This window comes from Deltaproteobacteria bacterium PRO3, assembly GCA_030263375.1.
Classification (GTDB): domain Bacteria; phylum UBA10199; class UBA10199; order DSSB01; family DSSB01; genus DSSB01.
This window is the reverse complement of sequence record SZOV01000022.1, coordinates 15,354-37,926: the sequence shown is the minus strand read 5'-3', so window position 1 is coordinate 37,926 and position 22,573 is coordinate 15,354. Positions and strand designations below refer to the sequence as shown.

Sequence of the window (22,573 nt, the reverse complement as noted above, 5' to 3'; positions counted from 1 at the left end):
CAAAAGGGGATGAGGGACGGAAACTGGATGCCCTCGTGGGGGTGTCGCTGCCAGCGCAGCTTCAAGAGGCTCAAGTGCACTAATAAGAAGACGATCAGGATCAGGAAGCTCGTGGTCTGGGCGAGCACCTTGAGGCTGCCGGTGAAGACGAGCAGCAGGACCGCCCCGCCCGCGACCAGGACGCCCAACCACGGGGTGCGTCGTCCGGCATGGACGGAGGCCAGCGACTTCGGCAGCAGGTCTTCCTGGGCCATCCCGTACATGAGCCGCGAGGCCATGATGAGGTTGATGAGGCCGGTGTTCGTGATGGCGAGGATGGCGACCACGGCGAAATAATCCGCGACCCGGCCCAGTCCCGCCTTTTCGAAGACCAAGAGGAGCGGGGTTTTGGAGGCGGCGATCTCGGCCTTGGGCACGTGGATCAAGAGCGCCAGCGTGACCAGGATGTAGATGACAGTGGAGACGGAGATGGCGATCAGGATGGCGCGGGGCAGGTCGCGCTTCGGGTCTTTGGCCTCTTCCGCCAGATTGCTTAAGTCCTCGAAGCCGATGTAGGCGTAGAAGGCGACCGTCACCCCGCCCAAGACCGCTGCCCATTCGAAATCTCCGCGCGCTGCCGCGACGAAGTTTTGGGTGGCCTCGCTGTTCATCATCCCAAGGCCCAAGGCGATGACGGCGATCAGCCCGCCGACCTCGACGGCGGTGAGGACGAAGTTCACCCGCGAGGATTCTTGGATTCCCCAAAAGCTCAAAAAGCTCATCCCGGCGACCAAGAGCAGCTGCGCCGGCCAATCGGGAAAGGGGAGCAATTGCTGCAGGTAGCCCGAGAAGGCGGTGGTGACGGTCGCGGCCGAGACGAGGCCGGTACCGAGGACGAAGACGCCGATCAAAGTGGCGGGCAGCTTGCCGGGGAAGGCGCGCCGCACGAAGGCGGCCGCCCCGCCCGCCACCGGGAAGCGGGCGCTCAGCTCGGCGTAGCTCAAGCCCGTGAGCACCGCGGCCAGGGCGGCGATCAGGAAGGTTGCCCAGGCGGCCGCCCCCGAGATGCCGATCACCTTTCCAACCAGGGCATAAATTCCCGCGCCAAGGATGTCGCCGATCCCGTAGACGATCAGGGCGAAGAAGCCCAGGCGGCGGGCGAGGGTGGGTAAAGACGAGGGCTTTTCCATGGGCAGAGGTTAGCCTTTCGTAAAAAATTGGGTAAGGCAATTATTTCATAAGTTTACTTCTCTGTTTTGCCGTGGTTTTTCCCAATTCTCCCACAACTCCAGCCGCTTCGGTTCGATAATACCCGTCGAAGGCTTGGGCCCATTCCGAAAGGAAAACCCATGTCTCCTCCGCGCCCTCTTTCCGTTCAACCCAAAACCACGACGCCGTCCCCGGTATCTCCGGAAATCCAGGCCGCCGAATCGGCCTATCGCGAGGCGGGTTTTGCCTTGCGGCGGGCGGAAGCCGCGCTGGCGAAGGCCAAAAAGGAGCAGGGTCCTGACAGCGCCGAGGCGAAGGCGGCTCAGCAGAAGGTGGTGGAGGCCAATGCAGCGCATGAGAAGGCGCAGCAAGCCCTGAAGGAAAGGCTCGGTTTGGTTACGAAGCGAAGCCCCGCCCCGGCGCCCCGTGCCGTTGCGAAGGCCCCCGCCGAAAGCAAGCCCTCCGCAAAGAACCCTCCGGAAAGCGTCAAGAAGATTGACGTTTACTTGGAAAGGGTCGAGGTTTTGCCGAAGACGCAGATCCGGGAGCTGGAGCAGATAAAATCCGAGCAAATCCGGAAAATTCTCGAGACCCTCCGAAAGGACTCCAAAAACGGCGAAATGCTAATGGAATTGCGGACGCTTCCGCAGGGTGAGATGCTGATCCGACAGACCAAGCTCCTTCGCAAACGCGCTCCCGAAAAACCGAAGCCCGTCCATCAACCAGGGAGTTGAGCTTGTCGCGCTGGTTGACCCTGAATCTTCCATGGTGACTCGGTATGCTTACGCATCGAATTTTAATCTTCGAAACAATAGGCGGTCACCAGAATCTAAGGCTACGCCCATAATATCAAACCTGCGTTTATTCACCTTTTATTCGCCTTATTTTTCGGCGCCATTGGCGGACGCGAGGGTTTCGGCTCATCTGGTGCTCCTCGATCCTTCTTGGGAGTATCTTCCTCCTTTTTAGGGCAGCAGCAAGGCCCCGTGACCTTGATCCGGTCGATCTGGCCAAGAAAGGGCAAGACGATTCCCTTGATGGAAATGGTGACCCACCATTTGATGATGAAGACTCGGGTTTTGCGCCGGCCGCTTTTCTTTCCGGCAGGATCGCCCGGACAGGCGCATTTTTCCGTGACGATGTCCAACGGCTGGGGTTTGGCATCGATGGTCAAACCCGGCACCGAGGTCTGAGAAACGTCGGGATTGAACCATTTGATTTCGATGTCGTCGAATGTTTCGCAATCCGCCGTGATTTGAAAGGTGGGGTGGGACGAGACCTTCACTTTCTTCAATAGGTCCTTCAAAAACACATCCAGCTTTTTCCCACCCAGGAATTCCGACCAGAAATCCCCTGCAATCTTCAGAAAATCAGGTGCCGCCAACGCGACGTCGACGAATTTTTGAATTTGTTCCGGCGTCAGCGTGAAATCGTACTGCCGTTCTTTGTCGCCGTCGCCGCCAAAATCCAAGCCAAAACCGTCTTGTTTGGGTGTGATCGTCGATGTGCCCAAGGTTTACCTCCCTCGTTGCTTCGGTTGCGTCGCCTGGCGATGCAAGGCCGCGAGCTGTTGGAACCAAATACGCCCGAAAGGCAAAATTGGATGAAACCGCTTCGGCTGCCCCGCGGGACCGATATGGTGAAAGCCGTCGGTGATCTCATACCAATCGATGCCGCCCGAGCGCCGCCCGATGCCAAGCCGGGCCTCGATCCAGCCCCCCGCATACCGGGTGTCCACGAATCGGCGCGGGTTGATTTGGCCGAGCAACAGCTGGATGAACTCGGGATCGCGCAGGAGGAGGGGAGGGGGCGGAACTCCTCGGTCCGGCGCCACGTGACCGGAGCTGAGAAACAGCGCTTCGGGCGGATTTCGGCGATAGCCCGACAACGGCGATCGCAGGCTCTTGAAGCTGGGCAGGGAGCTTTCCAGCCGAGGCATTTTTTCCGCGGGCTTTTTCGGCGTGGCCTTGTTTTGGGACTTCTTCTTATTAATTTTGGGATAACCGCCGGGCAGGGTATAGCAGGTGTATCCGATCACGGTAACGTCGAGAAATTTCGCCAAGGCATTGAGTTTATCCGCCCCCTTCTGGCCGGCCCCAAAAAAGCAAGCGAGCAGTTCGATCTCGGCCTTTTTGCAAAGTTTCGGTTTGAGACGCTTAAGCTGGTCTTCCCACTCGGATTGTTTCTCATTGATGCGCTTTTCCGGATCTCCGCCGTTCTTGCCGGCGCCGATCACGATAAAACCCTCGCCGCCGTGACCGATGATACGCAGTCTGGAAATGCAGTCGCATTCGTTCTTTTTGACTTTGTCGAGCAGCTTGTCGACCATGTCCTTCAGGCTTTTGGCAAGGATGGCGCCCGGGTTGTCCTTGCGCGCTTGCTTGAGGTAGTCGTCATCCTTGGTGGCGTCGATGACGATGAATTCGCATTCCTTGGGCATAGAACCCTGCCCTTCATCTTGCGGAGAGGAAATGTTTACCCGGAATGGCCATGAATCGAAAAATTGTAAGTGAGGCTTCGGTCCGCGAACAAGAAATTATTAGATACAAAATTAAGCGGGGGGTAAATTCATTTTCTGCATGATTAATATCAAAATTCAGTTGATTTATTAGAAAAAACGCTTAAATTCCGCTTAGGTGCGGCGTTCTTTTTTCACCTTTATCCTCGTCCTCGGGGCCATCCTCGTGTTGGCCCATCCTGTCGCGGCCAAATCCAAAAAACACTCTCATAACCCGCGGCGCCCGCCGCCGAAGATATCCGTGAGTTATGATCCACGCATGCAAGCGGCCACGAAAATTGTCAATGCTCGCGCCCGAAGGCATTCCCGCCGCCAATGTTGGCGTGCGGTCAAGAATGCTTTGGTGAAAGCCAAAGTTGTTTCCAGCCGCCCGACCACCCGATACGCCAAGCAGGCCGGCCGTGAACTGCAACGAAAATACGCTTTCAAAAAAATCCCCGTGAAGAACCCCTACCAGGCCCCGCTCGGCGCCATCCTGGTCTATGGCGGACGCGGCGCGGGCCATGTCGAAATTCGCACCCGAAAAGGCTTCGTCAGCGACTTCACCAATAAGCGTCCTTCCAAAAGGCCCCTGATCGGAGTTTACGTCACGCCAAAAATGATGGCATCGCATCGCGGCAAAGGCGTGAAGCGCTCTATCTAAATCTCAAATTTATGTGGTCGAATCCATGCCGATGCGCCCCATAAAACTCCTGACTTCCGCCGTACTCGCCATTTTCGCGGTCTTTTGCTGGGTTGCGCCCGCTACCGCCGCGGAGTCGGCGAATATCGAGGCCATCGCCGTCATTCTACTCGACAAACAAATGTCGCCTTCCCGGCGGATTAAAGCGGCGAAGATTCTGGGGACTTTCGAAGATCCCCGCGCCATCGAAGCTTTGGTTCGCAGTCTCGAGGTTTCCGGGGAGCCGGTACGCGACGTGGTGATCGAAGTCCTGCGGCGGGGGAAGGGCGCCGAAATTTTGGCGGCCAGGGCCGTCAATGAAAATCTCAGCCTCGACGAGAGGGTTTTGGCGGTCAAAGGCCTTCGGACCATGCAAAATCCCGCAGGCTTTCCCGCGCTCAAACAATTGCTCGGCTCTCCCACCGATCAGCTCCGACTCGAGGCGGCGTGGGCGCTCTCCATGGCCGGGGCGTCGACCGCCGAGGCCGAGCTGATTCGGGCCTTGAACGATCCCAATAAAGATGTCCGCTATTTTGTGGCCGATGCGCTGGGCAGAGTGAAGTCCCCGGCCGCGAAAACGGCCTTAGAAAACAGAAAAAAGGTGGAAACAGATCCGGCGGTCGTCCACGTGCTCCAACAAGCCACGCGTTAGATCATGGGCTACTTCAAAATCCCTTCCCATAAGATGTCCTCGACCTTGGCGCGGCGGTTGACCAGGCGGGCGAGGACGAAGAGCCAGTCGGAGAGACGGTTCAAATAGACGAGCAGCTCGGGGCGGACCGCTTGATCGTGCGAGACGGTCACGACTTGGCGCTCCGCGCGACGGCAGACGGTGCGGGCCAGGTGGAGAAACGCCGCAGCCTTCGCGCCGCCGGGCAGGATGAATTGCTTCAAGGGCTCGAGCTCGCCTTCCCAGGCGTCGATCTGCTGCTCGAGGGCCTTGACGTGGCGGTCCTGGATGAAGCCCGCAATCATCTCGGGCGTCGGGTGCACCGCGGCCAGCTCGGCCCCCACGATGAAGAGCTGTCTTTGGGCCTCGGTCAGGGCCGCGGCCAGGGTCTTGTCCGCCAGCTCGGTCAAGGCGCAGCCGAGGACGCTGTTCAGCTCGTCGACGCTGCCGTAGGCCTCGATCCGCTCGTTGTCCTTGGGATAGGGGCCGCCGCCGAAGAGGAAGGTCTGCCCCTGGTCGCCCTTCTTCGTATAGATCTTCATCGGAACTTCACCCCTTTCTTCAAGCCGCATTCATAGAAGGGATAGAGCTTGTCCCAGGCCTTCAGGATATCCTGCGCCAGCGAGGCGCTGAGCGGCTTCAGCTCGAGGCCGACGTCGAAGAGGGCCGACTTGAGATCCTGCAGGCGCCGTCCGGTCTCGGCGAGGAAGGTCTCCAGCGAGGCGATCTTCGCGGGGCGGTAGTCCTTGTCGCGCTTGGTGTAATCGGCCAGGCCCTTGAAGTCGGCGGCGTGGCGCGCGAAAAAGCCGCGGTTGGCGAGGAGGTTGGCGCCCAGCATCGGGCGATTGACGGACTCGTCCTTCATCACCACCCGCGCCTGGGCGCCGGACTTGCCGATGCAGAAGGCGAGGTAGACATAGGCCTTGTAGCCGCGCGACTCGGGGCCCAGGGCCACCCAGGTCTCGTCGGGCGGGTTGACCGTGCGGCGCATATGTTTGGCGGTGTGGGCGAAGAATTCCTGCTTGAAGGCCGTCATCAGCGCGGGGCCCAGCTCTTCGCCGAGCGCCTCGAGCTTGGGGCGGATCTTCGCCTTGAGCCCGGCCATCCGTTTTGCGAAGTCGGGAATCGAAAAAACTTCCAGATCGTCCGGGGTGAATTTGACGGGCATGGCTATTTCCTTTCGGGTCGGTATTCCGCGTAGCTGGATTCGGTCTCCCACAATTTGACGGAGAGGACCGGCAGCCCGCGCCCCTGGGCGTAGTCGAAGATGACGCGGGCGATGTTCTCGGCGGTGGGGTTTTGCTCCATCACGAAGACTGGCTCGCGCAGGTCCTGCAGGATGCGGGTCAGCGGGTCGTCGCGCCGCAGCAGCATCTTGTGGTCAAGCTCGTCATCGAGAAAGCGCTTCACCTCGGCCTTGATGTCGACGAAGTCGATCACCATGCCGCGGTGGTCGAGCCGCTCGGTCCCGAATTCGATCTCGACGCGGCCGTTGTGGCCGTGCGGGTGGGCGCATTTGCCCTGGTAGTCCAGCAGGCGGTGACCGTAGCAAAAGCTCAGTTCTTTGACGACGCGGTACATAGCTTTTCAGTCGATGTGCCGGCCGCCGTCGACGTGGACGAGCGAGCCGGTCATGAAATCGCTGCCTTCGATGAGAAATTTGGCCGCGTTGGCGATGTCCTGCGGCGTGCCGATGCGCTTGAGCGGCGTGTTGCGGATCACGCTCTTCATCACCGCCGGGCCCAGGTCGTCGGGCCACATCACCGGGCCGGGCAGGATGGTGTTGATTTGCACCTCGGGGGCCAGGGTTCGCGCCATCCCTTGGCTGACCGCGACCAGGGCCGCCTTGCTGGCGCAGTAGGGGACGTACTGCGTGTAGGGTTGCAATGCCGCCCAATCCGCGATGTTGACGATCTTGCCCTTGCCGCGCTTTTTCATCTTGAGGCCCAGGGCCTCGCTCAAGAAAAAGGGTGCGCGGGCGTTGACGTTGAAGAGGTCTTCCCACTGCGCCTCGCTCACCTTGCCGAGCGGCGTGGGATAGAAGGTGGAGGCATTGTTGACGAGGACGTCCACCTTCTTGCGGAGCTTCCAGGCCTCCTCGGCCAGGCGTTTCAATTCGGAGAATTTGGCGAGGTCGCCGCGCAGCAGGCCCGGCGTCCTTTTGAATTTTTTGCGGATCAGGGCCTGCAGGGCCTTCGCGTCCTTGTCGGAGCGGTTGTAGTGAATGAGGATGTCCGCGCCCGCCGCCGCGAGGGTCAGGGCGATGACGCGGCCGACGCGCTTGGCCGCGCCCGTGATCAAGACGGTGCATCCCTTCACTTGCATCGCCCGACGTTACGCGCAGCCCCGGAGGCGAGTCAAGCGGGCAATGGGCCCGGCGCGGCCGCGCTTGCCGGTCTCGTCGGGCCTGTGTTAGCCCTGGAGAATGACCATGCTTTCCGAGCAAAATCCCCAGGCCGCGGGGCTCTGCGTCCTGGTTAGCGGCGGCCTCGACAGCGCGGTCCTGATTCAAGAGGGTTTGGATCGCGGCCGGGAGGTCTTTCCGCTCTACGTCGCGACGGGTTTCGTCTGGGAAGAGGCCGAGCTCCACTGGCTGCGGCGCCTGCTCGCGGCCCTGGCCCATCCCCGCCTGCGCGAGCTCGCGGTCCTGCGCACGCCGCTCGGCGAGCTGTTTCCGGGGCATTGGGCCTTCACCGGCGCGGGCGTGCCGGACGCCGCCTCGCGCGACGAGGCGGTCTACCTGCCCGCGCGCAATCTGATGTTGCTGACCCAGGCGGCGGTCTACGCCCAGGCGCGGTCGTTGGGGGAGGTCTGGATCGGCGTCTTGAGCGCCAATCCCTTCGGCGACGGACAGGCGGCCTTCTTCGCGAGCTTTCAAGAGACCTGCCGCCTCGGCCTGCCGCGCCCGCTCAAGGTCGAGGCCCCCTTTCGCGAGCTTTCAAAGGCCGAGGTCGTCGCGCGGCACCCGAATTTTCCTTATGCCTTAACTTTTTCCTGCATCCGTCCCCGGGGCACCGAGCCCTGCGGGGACTGCAACAAGTGCGAGGAGCGGCGGAAGGCCTTTCACGCCCTGGGAATTGCGGCTAAGATGCCCTGAGGAGCTTTTCATGCCCAAGTTCGAGCGCCATATCTTCATCTGCACCAACGAGCGCAAGCCCGACGACCCGCGCGGCTGCTGCACCGCCCGCGGCTCCGAGAAGATCCGCGAGTTCTTCAAGGAAGAGGTCAAGCGGCGCGGCCTGAAGGGCAAGGTGCGCGCCAACGCGGCCGGCTGCCTGGATCACTGCGAGTTCGGCCCGGCCGTGGTCGTCTACCCCGAAGGGGTTTGGTACCACGTCGAGAACGAGGCCGATGCCCGGGAGATCCTGGATCGCCACATCGAAAAGGGCGAGGTGGTCGAGCGCCTGGCGATCTACAAGTGATCGCGGCTGGACGCCTTCGACTTGTTTGGGATAAACTTGGTTTATGGGCGACGTCGTCAAGATCTTCCAGCGCCAGAAATTCACGCTCGAGCAGGCCGAGGCGCTCTTGCCGGTGATCCGTAAGATCACCAAGGAGGCGGTCGATCAGTTTCTGGTCCTCGAGGAGAAGCTCAAGCACCACCAGCACGAGCCCGAGAAGTGGAAGGCCATCGAGCAGGAGATCGCCGGCGTCCTCAATCACTGGAGCGAGAAGATCATGAAGCTGGGCTGCCAGCCCAAGGGCATCTGGCTGGTCGACTTCGACAACGGCGAGGGCTACTACTGCTGGCGCTTCGGCGACGACCGCATCCAATACTTCCACGGCTACCACGACGGGTTCTCCGGCCGGATTGCGATCAATCGATAGTTGTAGGGGCGAACCTTGTGTTCGCCCCTACCATTTATTTTCCGGTTTCTTTCGACAGCTTATCGTCGCCCTTCTCGGGGATCAGATAATCCCCCGGCCGGTGGGCGGCGTGGCACTTGAAGCAGGACTCGCTGATCTTGTCGAGCGAGCGGAAGAAGCTCTTGTCGCGCTTGGCGGCCTTGTCTTTCAATTCGACCATCCCCGCGGCCAAGACATCGGTGAATTCTTTATAGGCGTTGTCCTTGTCGGCCTTCTGCATCTCCGCGAGGGTCTCACTCAACTCCTTGACCGAGATATCGATCGCGGGCCAGTCCGGCTTCTTCTCTTTCAATTGGATGATTTCGAGACCTGCCAGCATGCTGCCGAACTTCGCCATGTACTGCTTGAGGCCGATGGTGGAACGCGTCGCCGGCGGGTGGGCCAAGGGCTGCGTCGCCCCGGCTTCGGGACCGACGCTCCATAAGAAAGTGGCAAGGGCAAGGACCGTGAGGAGAGTGCGCACAGGAAGCTCCTTTGTTTCGAAAGGCTTTCGAAGAATCGTTATCATTGTTCCTAAGCTTAAAGCAAATTTTATCGCAGCGCCGCCTGGTAGGGGCGCCGGCCTTTTTCCCCTCCGTCGCGGTGGGTCGGCAGCAGGGCCAGCAGGGGGATGACCAAGAGGGTCATGGCCCCATAGCTGGCGAAGGCGACCTTCGGCGAAAAATGCGACCACAGGAAACCGAACAGCACCGAGGCCGGCAATAGCCCCAATCCGTAGGCGAAGTAATACCAGCCCATCGCGGTGGCGCGGATCTCGGCGGGCACCACGCTGGCGGGATAGGCCCGCTCCGAGGCCTCGACCAGGCCCGCCTGAAAGCCGTAGATCCCGATCAAAACCCAGGACCAGGTCAGGTGTCCGTTGAAGGCGAAGGCGAAGAAGACCCCTGAAAAAAGCGCCCAGCCCACCGCGATCGTGCGGCGCTGGCTCCAGCGGTCGGCGAGGACGCCGCCCAGGAAGGCGGCGAGCAGAGTGCAGAGCGTCAGCAGGCCCCAAGCCAAGGGCTGCTGGTAGGCGGGTAGGCCCAGGCTCTGCAGCTTCATGATGAGGAAGAGCTCGCTGGGCGTGCTGAAGGCCACCAGGAAGATGATCAGGATGTAGCGCTTCAGCGGGGAGGGCAGATTTTTCCAGGTCAGGCGAGGCCGATTTTCCGGCTCCTGCGCCTGCCTTTCCTTGATCCACAGCGGCACGATCAGGATGGACAAGACGGCGGGGACGGCGGCGATCAGAAAGAGCTGAGAGTAGGATAGGCCGTAGTATCCCAGCAGCAAGGCGGCCAAGGGAGGTCCGAGCAGGGCGCCGGTGTGGTCGAGGGCCCGCTGGATCCCGAAGGCCTTGCCCCAGTGCTTTTTATCAAGGGAGTCGGTGAGCAGGCGGTCGCGCGGCGCGGTGCGGATCCCCTTGCCGATCCGGTCGAGGAAGCGCACCGCAAGGATCACCGCTGGGATGGGGATCGCGATCAGGGGCCGCACGAAGGCGCAGAGGGCGTAGCCGCCCACCGCGATGCGCTTGCTGCGGTGCTTCCGGTCGTCCACCCAGCCGGAGAGCAGGGCGGTGATGTGGGAGAGGGCGTTGGCGACTCCCTCCATGATCCCCAAAAAACCCGCGCCCAGTCCCAGGGTGGCCAGGTAGGCCGGCAGGAGCGGCGTCACCATGTCCGCGCTGAAGTCGTTGAACAGGCTGAGCAGGCCGAGCAGGTAGACGTTGCGGGTGACGCCGCGAAACATGGGAATCAGCCTCCGATGGCGATCAAGTCGGGGTTGGCGGCGACGTATTGCAGGGCGAAGCGCAGCTCCTCCTCGGTCTCGGCGAAGACGCGGAACAGGACCTCGCCGGAGGCGACGGCGTCGCCGAGCTTCTTTTCCAATAACACCCCCGCTCCGGGATCTTGCGGGGCGCCGGCCAGCTTCGCCGTCCGCGCGATCTTCTGGTTGTGGATGGCGCCGACGCGTCCGGCCGTGGGACTCAAGACCGGCGCGGAGTGGCGGGCCGGCCGGGGCTCTTTCAGGCCGCCCTGGCGCCGCGCGATGCCCTGGAATTTTTCCCAGGCCTGGCCGCTGTCCAGGATCTCCCGGGCCCGGTCCAGGCCCTCGCCAGCCGCGACCTTGCCGCTGAACTCGAGCAGCTCCCCGGCCAGGGAGAGAGATTTTTCCCTTAGGTCTTCGGGGTGTCCGGGCTTCCTTTGCAAGACTTGCAGCACGTCGAGGGCCTCGAGGGCGGGGCCGATGCCGCGCCCGACGGGTTGGAGGCCGTCGGTGAAGACGACGCGCATCTGCAGGCCGACCCGCGCGCCGATCCGCTCGAAGCGCTTTTTCAAGCGCTCTGCCTCCTCGGTCGAATGCACCTTGGCGGTGGGTCCGATCGGGATGTCGAGCAGCAGGTGCGTGGAGCCGGCGGCCCGCTTCTTCGAAAGGATGGAGGCGATCATCTGCCCCTCCGAGTCGAGGTTGAGCGGCCGCTCGACGCTGATCAGGATATCGTCCGCGGGGGCCAGGGCCACCGAGCCGCCCCAGGCGATGCAGGCGCCCTCGGCGGCGACCACCGCGCGCATCTCGTCCAAGCCGAGACGCACGTTGGCGACCGCCTCCATCGTGTCGGCGGTGCCCGACGGCGAGGTGATGGCCCGCGACGAGGTCTTGGGGATGGGCAGGCCGAAGGCCGCGACGATGGGCACGATGATCATCGTCGTGCGGTTGCCGGGGATGCCGCCGATGCAGTGCTTGTCCAAGACCAGCGGCAGGCCCCAATCGATGCGCTCGCCGGTCTCGATCATCGCCTCGGTCAGGTAGCCGATCTCGGGCTCGGTGAGGGTCTGCTGGTAGCAGGCGATCACGAAGGCGGTCAGCTCGATGTTGGAGTAGCGGTAGGCGACGATGTCGCTCAGGATGGCCAAGAATTGGCTCTTGTCGAGGTGCCCCCCTTCCAGCTTGTGCCGGACGAAGTCGAAGGAGAGCAGGGGGTTGGGGTGCGAGAGCGAGACGCGGGCCCCCTCGGGGGCGCCGAGGCGGCGGAAGGCGGCGTGGCTGAGGCCGATCTCGCCGCCGGTGACGAGTCCATTCTCGGTCATGTTGAGCGTGGCGAGGATGCTGCGGCCGCCGTAGTGCACCTCGATCTTGGAGAGGGCGCCGAAGCCCTGGCTGCGGCAGATATCGCAGCCCATCGGCAGATAGGCGATGTTCTCTTGGTAAGTGTCGATGCCGACTTGTCGGAGGATCAACTCAGGCACGCGCGGTCACCCCGCCGAGATGGTATCACGAGGCGCGCAGGACCCAAACCGGAATTCGCCCCTCGCGGAGCAGGCCGCGGGAGGTGCTGCCGAGCAGCGCGGTCTCCCAGCGCCCGGTCTGGGCGGCGAGGCCGACGCCGTCGGCCTTCAGGCCCTTGACCCGCCTGAGGATGGCCATGGCGACGTCCTCGTCGCTGGTCTCGAGGCGCACCTCGCAGGGGACACCCGCCTTTTTGGCCACCTTTTGGAATTCTTCCGCCTTGTCCAGGTTTTCCCGGGCGACCTCGCGCAGGTACTGGGCCTCGTTCAGGGTCTGGGTGCCCAGCAGGTAGGCCGTGGCGGGGGAGGCCCAGGGAAAGGGCTTGGGCACGACGTGATACAAGGTGGCCTTGGCCTTGAGCGGCTTGAGGAAGGCGCAGAATTCGCCGAAGGCCCGTCGCGAGGCCGGGCTGAAGTCGCTGGCGAAGAGGAAGTGCTTGAGGGCGGCCGGCGCCCGCAGGTGGGGATTGACCAGGAGCACGGGGTTTTTGGCGTGATAGAGCAGGGTCTCGGCGAAGCTGCCGAGCAGCACCCGCCCCAGGCCGCTCTTGCCGTGGGTCCCGATCACGAGCGCGTAGGCCCCGGTCTTTTCGGCATAGGCCGCGAGGGCCTTGGCGCTGGCGCTGAGCCGGACCTGGTTTTCGACCAGGACGGTCGCGGGCAGCAGGCCGGGGAATTGGATCTTCTTCAAGACCTTCTCGCACTCCAGCTGGGCGACGGCCTGGTAGCGGTCCTTGGCGGGGACGCTGAACTCGAGGACGACGTTCACCTCGGCGGGGCTGACGACGTAGACCGGCTCGACCTTCAGGCCCGTTTGCTTCGACAGCAGCTTCAGCAGGGCCACCGCGTTTTTCAGGACCTTGGGGTCGTTTTGAAAGGGGTTGAAGGACCAGAGGATACGTTTTTTGGAAGAGGATTTTTTCATCGACCCCCCTTTATCATAAATGGGCCGGCATCCGGAGCGATTTTTCGATTTTCCCTCACTTGGGAGGGCAAAACATGATCCTCATCATATCTTTCAAAAAAACCTTGTGTTTCGCTGGGCCTTGGCCGCAATTTCGTGGGACATGAACGAGGATAAGCCGATCATTTTTTCCTGGCCCGGGCAGGAAGGCCTCGCGCTGCGTCTGCAGGCCTCGCTGTCCGCCGAGGCGGGGCGCTTCGAGTGGCGCCGTTTTCCCGACGGCGAGTCCTACCTTCGTATCGTCTCGGAGCTGAAGGGCCGGACGGCGGTCCTTTGCGCCAGCCTGGACCGCCCCGACGACAAGCTGGCGCCGCTGCTCTGGTGGGCGGCGACGGCGCGGGAGCTGGGGGCGAAAAAGCTCGTCCTCGTCGCGCCCTACCTGGCCTACCTGCGCCAAGACGCTAGATTTCAAGAGGGGGAGGGCGTGACCTCGCGCTATTTCGCCAAATTGCTCTCGACGCACTTCGACGCCCTGCTGACCGTCGACCCGCACCTGCACCGCTACCGCACGCTGGACGAGATCTACACGATCCCCTCGCGTGTGCTGAGCGCCGCGCCGGAGATCGCGGCCTGGGTCCGCGGCGAGGTGGAGAGGCCGGTCTTCCTCGGGCCCGACGCCGAGAGCGACCAATGGGTCTCACGGGTGGCCGCGCTGGCGGGGGCCCCCTACGCGGTGGCGGAGAAGCGCCGCTTGGGCGATCGGCAGGTGGAGCTGCGGCTGCCCCAGGTCGAGGCCTGGAGCGGTTTCACGCCGGTCTTGGTCGACGACATCATCTCCACCGCCGCGACGATGCTCGAGACCCTGCGCCAGTTGAAGGCGGCGGGTTGGCCGGCGCCGGTCTGCGTCGGCGTCCACGCGATCTTCGCGGGGCGCGCCTATGAGGATTTGTCAGCGGCCGGCGCGGCGGCGATCGCCACTTGCAATACGGTCCCGCACCCCAGCAACCGGATCGACATCAGTGAGAGTTTGTCCACGGCCCTAAGCGAGATGTTATGAAAACCCTGACCGAAAAAAACCTGCCCGCCGATCCCTTGGCCCTCTTCGCCCGCTGGTTCGCGGAGGCGGGGAAATGCAAAAAAATCCTCCAGCCCGACGCGATGTGCGTCTCGACCTTGAGCCCCGACGGCTTTCCCGCCGGCCGCATGCTGCTCTTGAAGGGCTATGGCCCGGAGGGCTTCGTCTTCTACACCAATTTCAAGTCGCTGAAGGGGCAGTCTTTACTCCTCTACCCCAAGGCGGCCCTCACCTTCTTTTGGGAGACGCTCGAGCGGCAGGTGCGGGTGGTCGGCGAGGTCGACGCGGTCACGGAGGAAGAGGCCGACGCCTATTTCCGTTCGCGCCCGCGCCTAAGCCAGATCGGCGCCTGGGCCTCGCACCAAAGCGAGGTCTTAAAGAGTCGCGCCGCTCTCGACCGCCGCTTCGCGGCCTACCGGAAAAAGTTCCGCGGCCGGGAGGTGCCCCGTCCGCCGCATTGGGGCGGGTTCCGGCTCTTGCCGCAGGAGATCGAGTTTTGGCAGGGGCGACCCAACCGGCTGCACGACCGCATCCTCTACCGGCTGCGCGGCAGGTCTTGGCGGATCTCGCGGCTCAATCCCTGAAGCCGTCCGCCGCTTGAGGAGGTAAAGGTGCAGGCTCCCTGGCACGCATGGTCCGCCGAAGAAGCGCTCTCTCAATTCCAAGTCGATCCGGAGCGCGGGCTCGATGAGGAAGGGGTCCGCCGCGCCCTGGAGAAGTACGGCAGGAATGTGCTGCCCGGGAAGGCGGCCCGCGGCCTTGGGAGCGTCGTTCTCGACCAGTTCCGCAGTCCGCTGATCTATCTTCTGCTCACCGCCGCCGCTTTGGCCTTTGTCCTCGGCGAGAGAGTCGACGCCGCGGTGATCCTGGGTGTTTTGTGCCTCAATGCCTTGATCGGGAGCATCCAAGAGTCCCGGGCCGAGCGCTCCATGGAGTCCCTGAGACGCCTGGGGGCCATTCGGGGGAGGGTGTTGCGGGGCGGGCGAGAGGTCTTTCTCGAGAGTTCCGAGCTGGTGCCGGGGGATATCTTGCTGCTGGCCTCCGGAGACGCCATCGGCGCCGACGCGCGCCTGCTGTCGGTGTTTGGATTGGAGACCAGCGAGGCGGCCCTCACCGGGGAGTCTTTGCCGGTCGAGAAAACGGCCGACCCCTTGCCGCCCGACACCTTGCCGGCGGATCGGAAAAACATGGTCTTCGCCGGGACCCACGTCGCGGCGGGTCGGGCGAAGGCCTTGGTGGTGGTGACGGGATCGCAGACGGAGGCCGGTAAGATCGCTTCACTCACCGAGGCCGCCGAGGAACCCAAGACCCCTTTGGAGGTACGCATCTCCCAAGTCGGCCGCTGGTTGCTTTACGCCGCGCCGATCTTATTGTCCGCCATCGTGGGCTTGGGTTGGCTGCATGGCTTGGGGTTTGAGGAAATCTTCATGGTGGGCGTCAGCCAAGTCGTCTCGATGGTGCCGGAGGGATTGCCGGTGGCCATGACGGTCGCCCTCGCCGTCGGGATGCAGCGCATGGCGAGGCGGGGCGCCATCATTCGTCAGCTCTCCGCGGTGGAGACCCTCGGTTCGACCAATGTGGTGTGCAGCGACAAAACCGGGACCCTCACCAAGAACGAGATGACCGTGGTGGCGCTCTACACGGCCGGGGGAGAATCCTGGGAGATCGCCGGTTCCGGCTATGCACCCGATGGGGAGATACGTTCCGGAGGACGCGCGCTGGTCTTGGAGGAGGCGCCCGAGCTGAAAGGGCTGCTCCTGGCCGCCTTGCTTTGCAACGACGCGCGCCTTCTGCCTCCCGGTTCCGACCAGCCGCGCTGGGGCATCTCGGGGGATCCCACCGAGGGCTCCCTGCTCAGCCTGGCGGCGAAGGCGGGCCTGTGGAGGGAGGCGGTCGAGTCGGAATATCCCCGCCGGCAGGAAGTGCCCTTCGATTCCGATATCAAAATGATGGCGACGCTGCACGAGGGCCCCCGCGGGAAGGTGATCTATATCAAGGGCGCGCCTGAGGTGCTCTTGGAGTTTTGCGGGAGTTATCTGGGCGCTTCCGGGGAGTCCTTGCCTTTGGACGACGCCGCCAGGCAACGGATTTTGCGGGAAGGGGCCCTATTGGCCGATCGGGCGCTGCGTTTGTTGGCCTTCGCCGAGGTGACCGGAGAAGCCGCGGAGCTGCGGGCCGGGTTGGAACCCTTGCGCGGCAAGGCGCGCTTTCTGGGCCTGTCGGGTCAAATCGACCCGCCGCGTCCCGAAGCCAGGCAGGCGGTGGCGCTGTGCCGCTCCGCGGGGATCCGGCCCATCATGGTAACGGGCGACCACAAGGCCACCGGCTTGGCGATCGCGCGGGAATTGGACATCGCGCGCGACGGCGACCTCGCCCTCGACGGCCGCGAGCTGGAGGCCCTTTCCGAAGCGGAGTTTCGCGCGCGGCTCGAAAGCATCTCGGTCTACGCCCGCGTTTATCCTGCCCAGAAGCTGCGCATCGTCCAGGCCTGGCAGGCCCGCGACGCGGTGGTGGCGATGACCGGCGACGGCGTCAACGACGCCCCCGCGCTGGCGCAGGCGGACGTCGGCGTGGCGATGGGCCTCACCGGGACGGAGGTGGCGAAGGCGGCGGCCAAGATCGTCCTGACCGACGACAACTTCGCGACCATCATCCACGCCGTGGAGGAGGGTCGTTTGGTCTTCCGGAATATCCGAAAGACCTTGCTGTATTTGTTTTCCACGAGCCTTTCCGAAATCGTCATCTTGTTTTTCTCCTTGGTGATGGGCTGGCCCTTGCCCCTCGCCGCAGTGCAGATACTCTGGGTCAACTTGGTGACCGACGGGATGATGACCATCCCCCTCGTCATGACGCCTCCGGGAGGCGACGAGATGGCATCGAAGCCGAATCCCCGTCGGTCGCCGATTCTACCCCCGGAAATGTTGCGAAGGATGTTGTGCATGGTCCTCGCGATTTCTTCGTCCACTTTGCTTTATTACTTTCTGAAGCTGCAGGCCGGGACGCCCTTCGAGCAAGTGCGCACCGGGGTCTTCACCTTGTTGGTCGTTTGCCAATGGTTCAATGCCGTCAATTGTCTCTCGGATAGCCGTTCGGCCTTCGACAAGAAGAGCTTGAAGAGTCATTGGCTCTGGGGCGGATTGATCCTGGGGAATTTGTTCCAAATGGCCGTGATATTTCTTGGACCTTTGCAATCCCTCTTTCACACCGTGGCACTCCCCTGGTCCGAGGCCCTGCTGATCGGCGCGGCCGGGAGCCTGGTGCTGTGGGTGGAAGAAGCGCGGAAGTGGCTCGCGCGGCGCAGGGCGCCGGCCTGACGAAACTCATGCTTTTTCCGGGTGCGAGGATTAAACTAAGGGTGCCTTCCCAGCCGCGGCGGCGGGAGGGCGGGAGGATAGCGATATGATATTCCTTTTGGATTCCGCGTTTTCCTTGGAGCTGATCGCCCTTGCGGCCGGGGCGGCCCTCTGGGTGTGGGCGGCCCGCGAAGCGGCGGGTCGCGTGGTCGGAAAGGCCGCGGGGGGCTTTGTCATGGTGGCCGCGATCCTGACGATGGCCTGCACCTTATATTACGGTTGGCGCTACCGCGAGGCCGGGCACTTTGAGGTCAAGGCAGCCGCGCAGGGCATGCCCGGCATGGGCCACGGCGGCGGCATGATGAAGTGCCCGATGATGGAAAAAATGCAGGGTAAGATGGGCGGCGAGTCCATGCCGACGGGGGCGGCTCCGGAAAAAGACGGGCACGAAGCGCATCATTAGAGAAGACTATTTCTTCTCGAGGCGCTCGAGGCGTTCTTCGATGCGGCGCAAGGATTTTTCGATCTGGACTTGAGCCTTGAGCTCCTGGAGCATCTCCCTCTCCAAGGGAGTCAGCTCTTTTTCCACCTCTTCCCGCAGCCAATGCGTGACCAGCATGCCGGTGAAGCTGATGAAGAGTACCGTGCCGGTGTACATGAGGCCGATGCCGATCCATCGGCCCGGCGCGGTGATCGGGACCGTATCGCCGAAGCCCACGGTGGTGATCGTCGTCACGCCCCACCACAGGCTGTCGAAGTAGGTCTTCATGTGGGGGTTGACGCCTTTTTCGAGGTGATACACCACGAGCGTCGCCGCCACGAGTATGCCGTTGCCGATGATGACGAGGTAAAAAAAGGCGGGGTGCAGGAAGGCGCGGATCAAATTCCGCGTTTCCCTTTTGATGAGCTTCAGCACGCGGCTAATATCGCTCAGCGTGGCTCATTTGCCAAAGGATAAGCGTGTCCTTCGCGAGAACCGCATCCTTCGGATCAGGCAATGGCCTTGTTCCAGTCGCGGGTGGCGGCGCGCATCTTTTCGATCACTTCCGGCGCCAGCGGCGCGTCTTCCCCGCTGGGCAGACATTGCGAATAGATCACCCGGAAGAACCACTCGATGGGATCCACTTCCAGGGCCTTGCGCAGCGCCTCGAGGGTATTGAGGGTCGGGTTGACCTCTTGTCCGCTTTCGATGCGCTTGATGGTGCTGATGTTGACCAGCCCCCGGGTCCGGTAGCTCAACTGGACCTGGGTCAGATTTCGGGAGTTACGGATTTCCTTGATGGCTTGGGCGATGTTCATAGTTGGTCGTTCCTTTCCCTGTTTTTTTATAGAGCAAAAGTTGGACCAATTTATTCGACCTGAAGGCTTTGGAGCTTGATCACTAAGTTATTGGGATTATTTAAGAAAAAATCAGGAAAAAATTATGCCAATTTATTAAGATATTAAAATGGTGTAATGAGAACTAAATAAGAAATTTTATGAAATTAAAATTTCATATTTTTGCGAATTATTTATAGTCCGCTGGGCGCTTCTTTTTTATAAATACCTGAAATTAAATATGAAAATTTGTTCCTTGGCTTTGAGGGGTCTAGCATGGACTTTGCTTTCATTTATAACGATAGGTTTTTATGAAATCATGAAGTAATTCCAGGTGCTTGCCGGTCCGCTCTTTTTTGCCCCTATCAATATACATTGGCTGGGTTCGGCGAAGGGGAGCTAGGGTCACTCGCAAATCCGGAAAGGATGCTTATGAAGCGGAAAGTCGAGAATGGAAAAATTCTAGGGGTTGAGAAGAACCGGATTTGTCAGGCCTTGATAGCCCTCACGGCGGTTGCCGCCGTGGGGGTCTTTTCAGGGTGCGGCGGCAAGGGGGCGGGCAATCCGGGAAACGGCGCGGGCTCGGGCGGATCGAGCCCCGTCGGCGGCGCGGTTGAGCCTATGGAGATCCTGTCGCAGGGGCGCAACGCCACCGAGTATGTCTTGAGTAAAAGCCTTCACCCGCAAGGGGTGGGCCTGGTGTTGCGGGCCTTCCTCCCCGACGGGTCCAGTCTCTTCGAAGGGGGCGCGGCCTTTCCGCTGGCCTTCGGCTACCACGGCTCCGGCGGTTTGAATCGGGAGGCGGAGCAAGCGGGCCAGGAATGCACCCAGGAGCTGGAGACGGCTTACCGGGAGATGACCGAGTTTCTGAACGCGCAGGGCGTGGCGGTCGTTTGGATCGACAGTTTCTATTCGCGGGATCCCCGGTTTTGCGAGGATAACGACGCCGATTTTCAGCAATTCGCTCCGCCCGCCATGGACAACAACCTCCAACAAGTGGTGAGTCGCCTTTACGACGCGGCCTTCGCGGAGCAGGCGCTTTGCTCGCTGACGCGTTTCGACTGTTCCAAGTACATACGCATCGGTACCTCGGAGGGAGGCACGGCCGCCATCCTGCCCAGTCACCGCTTTGTGGACCGTACTTTGGTTCAACTTTTTGATCCGAAGGACCCCGACAATGAGCTGGAAAAATTGACGGACATCGCCTTCGCGAACCTGCCCGCGAACCGGCCGCAGCCCAAGTTCGTTCTGGCGATCTCGCCGGGTTGCGGATTTTACGGCGCGATTCCGTTTTCGATCGACGGCGAGACGGAGGATCTCTTCTATCCTTCGCAAGATCTCTTTCTTGAGATCGGAGGCTCGGACGACATCCCCGAGGAGTGCGCCGTCGCCATCGGAGACGGGCGTCGTCAATTGCAGGCCGAGGAAATTCAAAATCGAGAGGGGATCTCCGAGGAGGATTTCCGCTACCACCTTACGATCTACCCAGGCGCGGGACATGCCTTGTGGGAGGCGCGTCAGGAAGAGATCAAGGCGAAGTTGATTCCCTTGATCCAGCAACGTTTGAAATGAGCGATCGGCGACGGAGCGGGATATTCTTTGATACATGTACAAAGAAATAGAAAGAGCGGCGGAAAAATTTTTGAAATTTTACGTTGGAAAATTTCCGATTTTTTCCAATTTCCACTTCAAAATATTTTTTTCCGAAAACAGACGCGCCTTGACTGAATTGAAATTTCAGGAAAATAATTTTTATTGATTTGTCATCCTCCTAGCACGGGAATTGCTTTCCTTTCCCTCCAACACAAACCGCACTCCATTTTCGTGTCTCGCTGAGAAACAGCAAGGAGGATTCTGTGCTGAAATTCATACATTTTTGGAAGGGCGTCGCAGCCTTGGCGTTGGCATTTTGCAACATGGCTCCGGCGAACGTAGGTGCGGTGGAAGTCTTGGTCTTCGACGATCCGGCTTACGTCGATACGGAGAGCGACCCCCCCGACGCCGAGGCGGACAATATTGCCGCGGCGATCGAGGCCTTGGGCCATGCGGTGACGCTACAGCCCTCGGCGAACGACCTGGTAACCCAGGACCTGACGCCATTTCAGGTCGTGGTGATTCCCGAATTGGAGAATGGCTTATTCGATCTGGGGCAGACGCCCGTGGAAGGGAATCTAAGGAACTTCGTGAACGCCGGCGGCCGGTTGATTGTGCACGGCGCTAATAATCAATGGAACGTCTTGAACGACGTATTTCAGTTTGGCGTTTCCAGCGGAGGAAACGACATTTCAAGCACCGCCGGTCCCGCGCTCAACAATACCTTGTTTCAAACCGGGCCGGCTGATTTGCCGAACAACAGCCTGGTTCGAACGCTCGCGGTCGATTCGCTCCCGGGCGACTCGATTCCTGTCTATTCTAATGGGAACGACGCCTCGGTTGTTTTGTTTCCATACGGAAAAGGCGAGGTCGTCTACTTGGGTTGGGATTGGTTTGAATCCGATCCGCCTATTAACGGAGGTCAAGACGGCGGTTGGCAAACGGTTCTCGCCCTCGCCCTGAAGCCCATCGACTTGCAGCTCAGTATCTCGGCGGACCCCGCCGCTCCGATCGTCGGGCAGAAGATGGAATTGGATATCGAGGTGGTCAATCCCAATATCTGGATTGCAACCGGCGTGACGGTGACGACCGTCCTGCCTCCGCATTTAAGCCTTGTGGACGGCACGGTTTCCCAGGGCGTCTGCGCGGTGGATATCCAACCGGAAGGCACCACCCTGCTTTGCCTGCTGGGGACCTTGGACACTTCGGCTCAAATCCATATCGTGGCCAACGTCGAGGCTCCGAGCGACGGAAGCGTAGAGGTTACCTCCACGGTCGAAAGCCAGCAAATCGAGGTCGACGAAAGCAATAACGCCGCTTCGGTATCCTTCATCGCCTCCCTGGACGCCGATGCCGACGGCGTCGCCGACGCAGGAGATAACTGCCCTAACGTCGCCAACGCCGATCAAGCCGATGCAGACGGGGACGACGTGGGCGACGCCTGCGAAGGCCTCGACACCGACGGCGACGGTGTGGAAGACGCCGTCGACAATTGTCCCGCGGCGTCGAACGCCGACCAAGCGGACGCCGATGAAGACGGCGTCGGCGACGTCTGCGATGCGGGCGCCGCCGTCGCTCCCCCGCTGACCGGAGGCGGCTGCGGCCTTTCCGGCTCCATGGCCCCCAAAGGCGGCCTGCCGGCCATCCTGGGACTACTGAGCGCCGCGGCCCTGCTTTGGAGACTCCGCGGCGGCAAGGCCGACGCCCATCGTTGTTAAATGATTTGGCCCCGGGGAGATCCCCCCGGGGCCGTTTTTTTTCGGCAAAAAACCGAATCGGTGTTCATCTCAATTAATAATCAGGAGTAAGGAATGAAAAGCCTTCGATCGTTTGCGCGGGCCTGTTTTTGGACCGCGATATTTTCCCTTGGCTTGGCGCAAAATGCCCAGGCCGCCAACGTGTTGGTCCTGGACGACCCGACGTATGTCGATTCCAACGGAAACACCGGGGCCGAGGCCGACAACGTCGCCGCGGCCATCGGGGCCTTGGCGCATAACGTCACCCTGCTGAATTCCGCGGCCGATTTGGCCACCCAGGACCTTTCGCCCTACCACGCGATTGTCATCCCCGAGCTGGAGAACGCGGCCTTTGACCTGAATCAGATCCCCCTGGAGGGTAATTTGCGAAATTTCGTCCTCAACGGCGGCCGTTTGATCGTCCACCGCGAGGTCAACAACGACAACGACCTGAGCGTCTTAAACGACGTCTTCCAATTCGCCGTAAC

25 protein-coding genes are annotated in these 22,573 nt (G+C 61.6%); 12 read left to right on the top strand and 13 right to left on the bottom strand.

The features are described 5' to 3' along the window. Window positions 1–1,169 (bottom strand): amino acid permease (locus FBR05_05595; protein ID MDL1871659.1); only part of this gene is annotated, 1,169 nt, incomplete at its 3' end. A gap of 159 nt (window positions 1,170–1,328) precedes the next feature. On the opposite strand from FBR05_05595, the gene FBR05_05590 reads away from it, so the two are divergent. Next, window positions 1,329–1,922, top strand: a complete 594-nt coding sequence (locus FBR05_05590; GenBank protein ID MDL1871658.1) for a hypothetical protein — start codon at window positions 1,329–1,331, stop codon at window positions 1,920–1,922. 131 nt (window positions 1,923–2,053) lie between these two features. On the opposite strand, the gene FBR05_05585 is transcribed toward FBR05_05590, so the two are convergent. Both FBR05_05585 and FBR05_05580 read right to left on the bottom strand, forming a co-directional pair. Further along, window positions 2,054–2,701, bottom strand: coding sequence for a hypothetical protein (locus tag FBR05_05585; GenBank protein MDL1871657.1), 648 nt, complete (start codon window positions 2,699–2,701; stop codon window positions 2,054–2,056). 3 nt (window positions 2,702–2,704) lie between these two features. Further along, entirely contained in the window at window positions 2,705–3,628 is a 924-nt protein-coding gene (locus FBR05_05580) for a DUF4347 domain-containing protein (GenBank protein MDL1871656.1), read from the bottom strand. Window positions 3,629–4,046: 418 nt separating this feature from the next. On the opposite strand from FBR05_05580, the gene FBR05_05575 reads away from it, so the two are divergent. Continuing rightward, complete coding sequence (locus FBR05_05575; GenBank protein MDL1871655.1) at window positions 4,047–4,349, top strand: hypothetical protein; 303 nt, start codon at window positions 4,047–4,049, stop codon at window positions 4,347–4,349. Window positions 4,350–4,374: 25 nt separating this feature from the next. Next, a complete protein-coding gene (locus FBR05_05570) occupies window positions 4,375–5,019 on the top strand; it encodes a hypothetical protein (protein MDL1871654.1) in 645 nt (214 codons plus the stop codon). Window positions 5,020–5,027: 8 nt separating this feature from the next. On the opposite strand, the gene FBR05_05565 is transcribed toward FBR05_05570, so the two are convergent. Genes FBR05_05565 through FBR05_05550 form a run of 4 tightly spaced genes read right to left on the bottom strand, consistent with a single transcriptional unit; the run spans window position 5,028 to window position 7,362 of the window. Further along, complete coding sequence (locus FBR05_05565; protein MDL1871653.1) at window positions 5,028–5,579, bottom strand: cob(I)yrinic acid a,c-diamide adenosyltransferase; 552 nt, start codon at window positions 5,577–5,579, stop codon at window positions 5,028–5,030. Beyond that, a complete protein-coding gene (locus tag FBR05_05560; protein MDL1871652.1) occupies window positions 5,576–6,205 on the bottom strand; it encodes a DUF1054 family protein in 630 nt (209 codons plus the stop codon). Before FBR05_05560 ends, FBR05_05565 begins: the two co-directional genes overlap by 4 nt. 2 nt (window positions 6,206–6,207) lie before the next feature. Next, the gene (locus tag FBR05_05555; protein MDL1871651.1) at window positions 6,208–6,618 is read right to left on the bottom strand and encodes a 6-carboxytetrahydropterin synthase; all 411 of its coding nucleotides are present in this window, start codon (window positions 6,616–6,618) and stop codon (window positions 6,208–6,210) included. Between the two features lie 6 nt (window positions 6,619–6,624). Then, a complete protein-coding gene (locus tag FBR05_05550; protein MDL1871650.1) occupies window positions 6,625–7,362 on the bottom strand; it encodes an SDR family oxidoreductase in 738 nt (245 codons plus the stop codon). A 100-nt stretch (window positions 7,363–7,462) separates the two neighbouring features. Between FBR05_05550 and FBR05_05545 the strand changes: the two genes are divergently transcribed. The 3 genes from FBR05_05545 to FBR05_05535 are packed head-to-tail and all read left to right on the top strand — an operon-like array spanning window position 7,463 to window position 8,865. Then, entirely contained in the window at window positions 7,463–8,134 is a 672-nt protein-coding gene (locus FBR05_05545) for a 7-cyano-7-deazaguanine synthase (protein MDL1871649.1), read from the top strand. Between the two features lie 10 nt (window positions 8,135–8,144). Beyond that, window positions 8,145–8,459: a (2Fe-2S) ferredoxin domain-containing protein gene (locus FBR05_05540; protein ID MDL1871648.1), complete on the top strand. Its 315-nt coding sequence runs from the start codon at window positions 8,145–8,147 to the stop codon at window positions 8,457–8,459. A gap of 43 nt (window positions 8,460–8,502) precedes the next feature. Beyond that, window positions 8,503–8,865, top strand: a complete 363-nt coding sequence (locus FBR05_05535; GenBank protein MDL1871647.1) for a DUF2203 family protein — start codon at window positions 8,503–8,505, stop codon at window positions 8,863–8,865. A gap of 34 nt (window positions 8,866–8,899) precedes the next feature. Here FBR05_05535 and FBR05_05530 read toward each other — a convergent pair whose 3' ends face one another. The 4 genes from FBR05_05530 to FBR05_05515 all read right to left on the bottom strand — a co-directional run bounded on the left by FBR05_05530 (window position 8,900) and on the right by FBR05_05515 (window position 13,092). Further along, window positions 8,900–9,367, bottom strand: a complete 468-nt coding sequence (locus FBR05_05530) for a hypothetical protein (protein ID MDL1871646.1) — start codon at window positions 9,365–9,367, stop codon at window positions 8,900–8,902. A gap of 68 nt (window positions 9,368–9,435) precedes the next feature. Beyond that, a complete protein-coding gene (locus FBR05_05525; GenBank protein ID MDL1871645.1) occupies window positions 9,436–10,629 on the bottom strand; it encodes an MFS transporter in 1,194 nt (397 codons plus the stop codon). A gap of 5 nt (window positions 10,630–10,634) precedes the next feature. Further along, window positions 10,635–12,128 carry a thymidine phosphorylase family protein gene (locus tag FBR05_05520; protein ID MDL1871644.1) on the bottom strand — a complete coding sequence of 498 codons (1,494 nt, stop codon included), beginning with the start codon at window positions 12,126–12,128 and terminating at the stop codon, window positions 10,635–10,637. A gap of 25 nt (window positions 12,129–12,153) precedes the next feature. Next, window positions 12,154–13,092, bottom strand: a complete 939-nt coding sequence (locus FBR05_05515) for a universal stress protein (protein MDL1871643.1) — start codon at window positions 13,090–13,092, stop codon at window positions 12,154–12,156. 142 nt (window positions 13,093–13,234) lie between these two features. Between FBR05_05515 and FBR05_05510 the strand changes: the two genes are divergently transcribed. The 4 genes from FBR05_05510 to FBR05_05495 all read left to right on the top strand — a co-directional run bounded on the left by FBR05_05510 (window position 13,235) and on the right by FBR05_05495 (window position 17,902). Continuing rightward, window positions 13,235–14,128 (top strand): ribose-phosphate pyrophosphokinase, encoded by an 894-nt coding sequence (locus FBR05_05510; GenBank protein MDL1871642.1) that lies wholly within the window; start codon window positions 13,235–13,237, stop codon window positions 14,126–14,128. Continuing rightward, the gene (gene pdxH / locus FBR05_05505) at window positions 14,125–14,730 is read left to right on the top strand and encodes a pyridoxamine 5'-phosphate oxidase (GenBank protein ID MDL1871641.1); all 606 of its coding nucleotides are present in this window, start codon (window positions 14,125–14,127) and stop codon (window positions 14,728–14,730) included. The genes FBR05_05510 and pdxH overlap by 4 nt, the downstream gene beginning before the upstream one ends. A 27-nt stretch (window positions 14,731–14,757) precedes the next feature. After that, window positions 14,758–17,460 carry an HAD family hydrolase gene (locus tag FBR05_05500; protein ID MDL1871640.1) on the top strand — a complete coding sequence of 901 codons (2,703 nt, stop codon included), beginning with the start codon at window positions 14,758–14,760 and terminating at the stop codon, window positions 17,458–17,460. An 85-nt stretch (window positions 17,461–17,545) separates the two neighbouring features. Beyond that, entirely contained in the window at window positions 17,546–17,902 is a 357-nt protein-coding gene (locus FBR05_05495; GenBank protein MDL1871639.1) for a hypothetical protein, read from the top strand. Between the two features lie 6 nt (window positions 17,903–17,908). Here the strand turns inward: FBR05_05495 and FBR05_05490 are convergent, their stop codons facing one another. Next, a complete protein-coding gene (locus tag FBR05_05490) occupies window positions 17,909–18,373 on the bottom strand; it encodes a hypothetical protein (GenBank protein ID MDL1871638.1) in 465 nt (154 codons plus the stop codon). Between the two features lie 56 nt (window positions 18,374–18,429). Next, on the bottom strand, window positions 18,430–18,738 hold the full coding sequence (locus FBR05_05485; protein ID MDL1871637.1) for a helix-turn-helix transcriptional regulator: 309 nt from the start codon (window positions 18,736–18,738) through the stop codon (window positions 18,430–18,432). Window positions 18,739–19,188: 450 nt separating this feature from the next. Here FBR05_05485 and FBR05_05480 point away from each other — a divergent pair, with 450 nt between their 5' ends. Beyond that, a complete protein-coding gene (locus FBR05_05480; protein MDL1871636.1) occupies window positions 19,189–20,328 on the top strand; it encodes a hypothetical protein in 1,140 nt (379 codons plus the stop codon). Window positions 20,329–21,374: 1,046 nt separating this feature from the next. Continuing rightward, a complete protein-coding gene (locus FBR05_05475; protein ID MDL1871635.1) occupies window positions 21,375–22,067 on the top strand; it encodes a hypothetical protein in 693 nt (230 codons plus the stop codon). The last annotated feature ends 506 nt before the right edge of the window (window positions 22,068–22,573 follow it).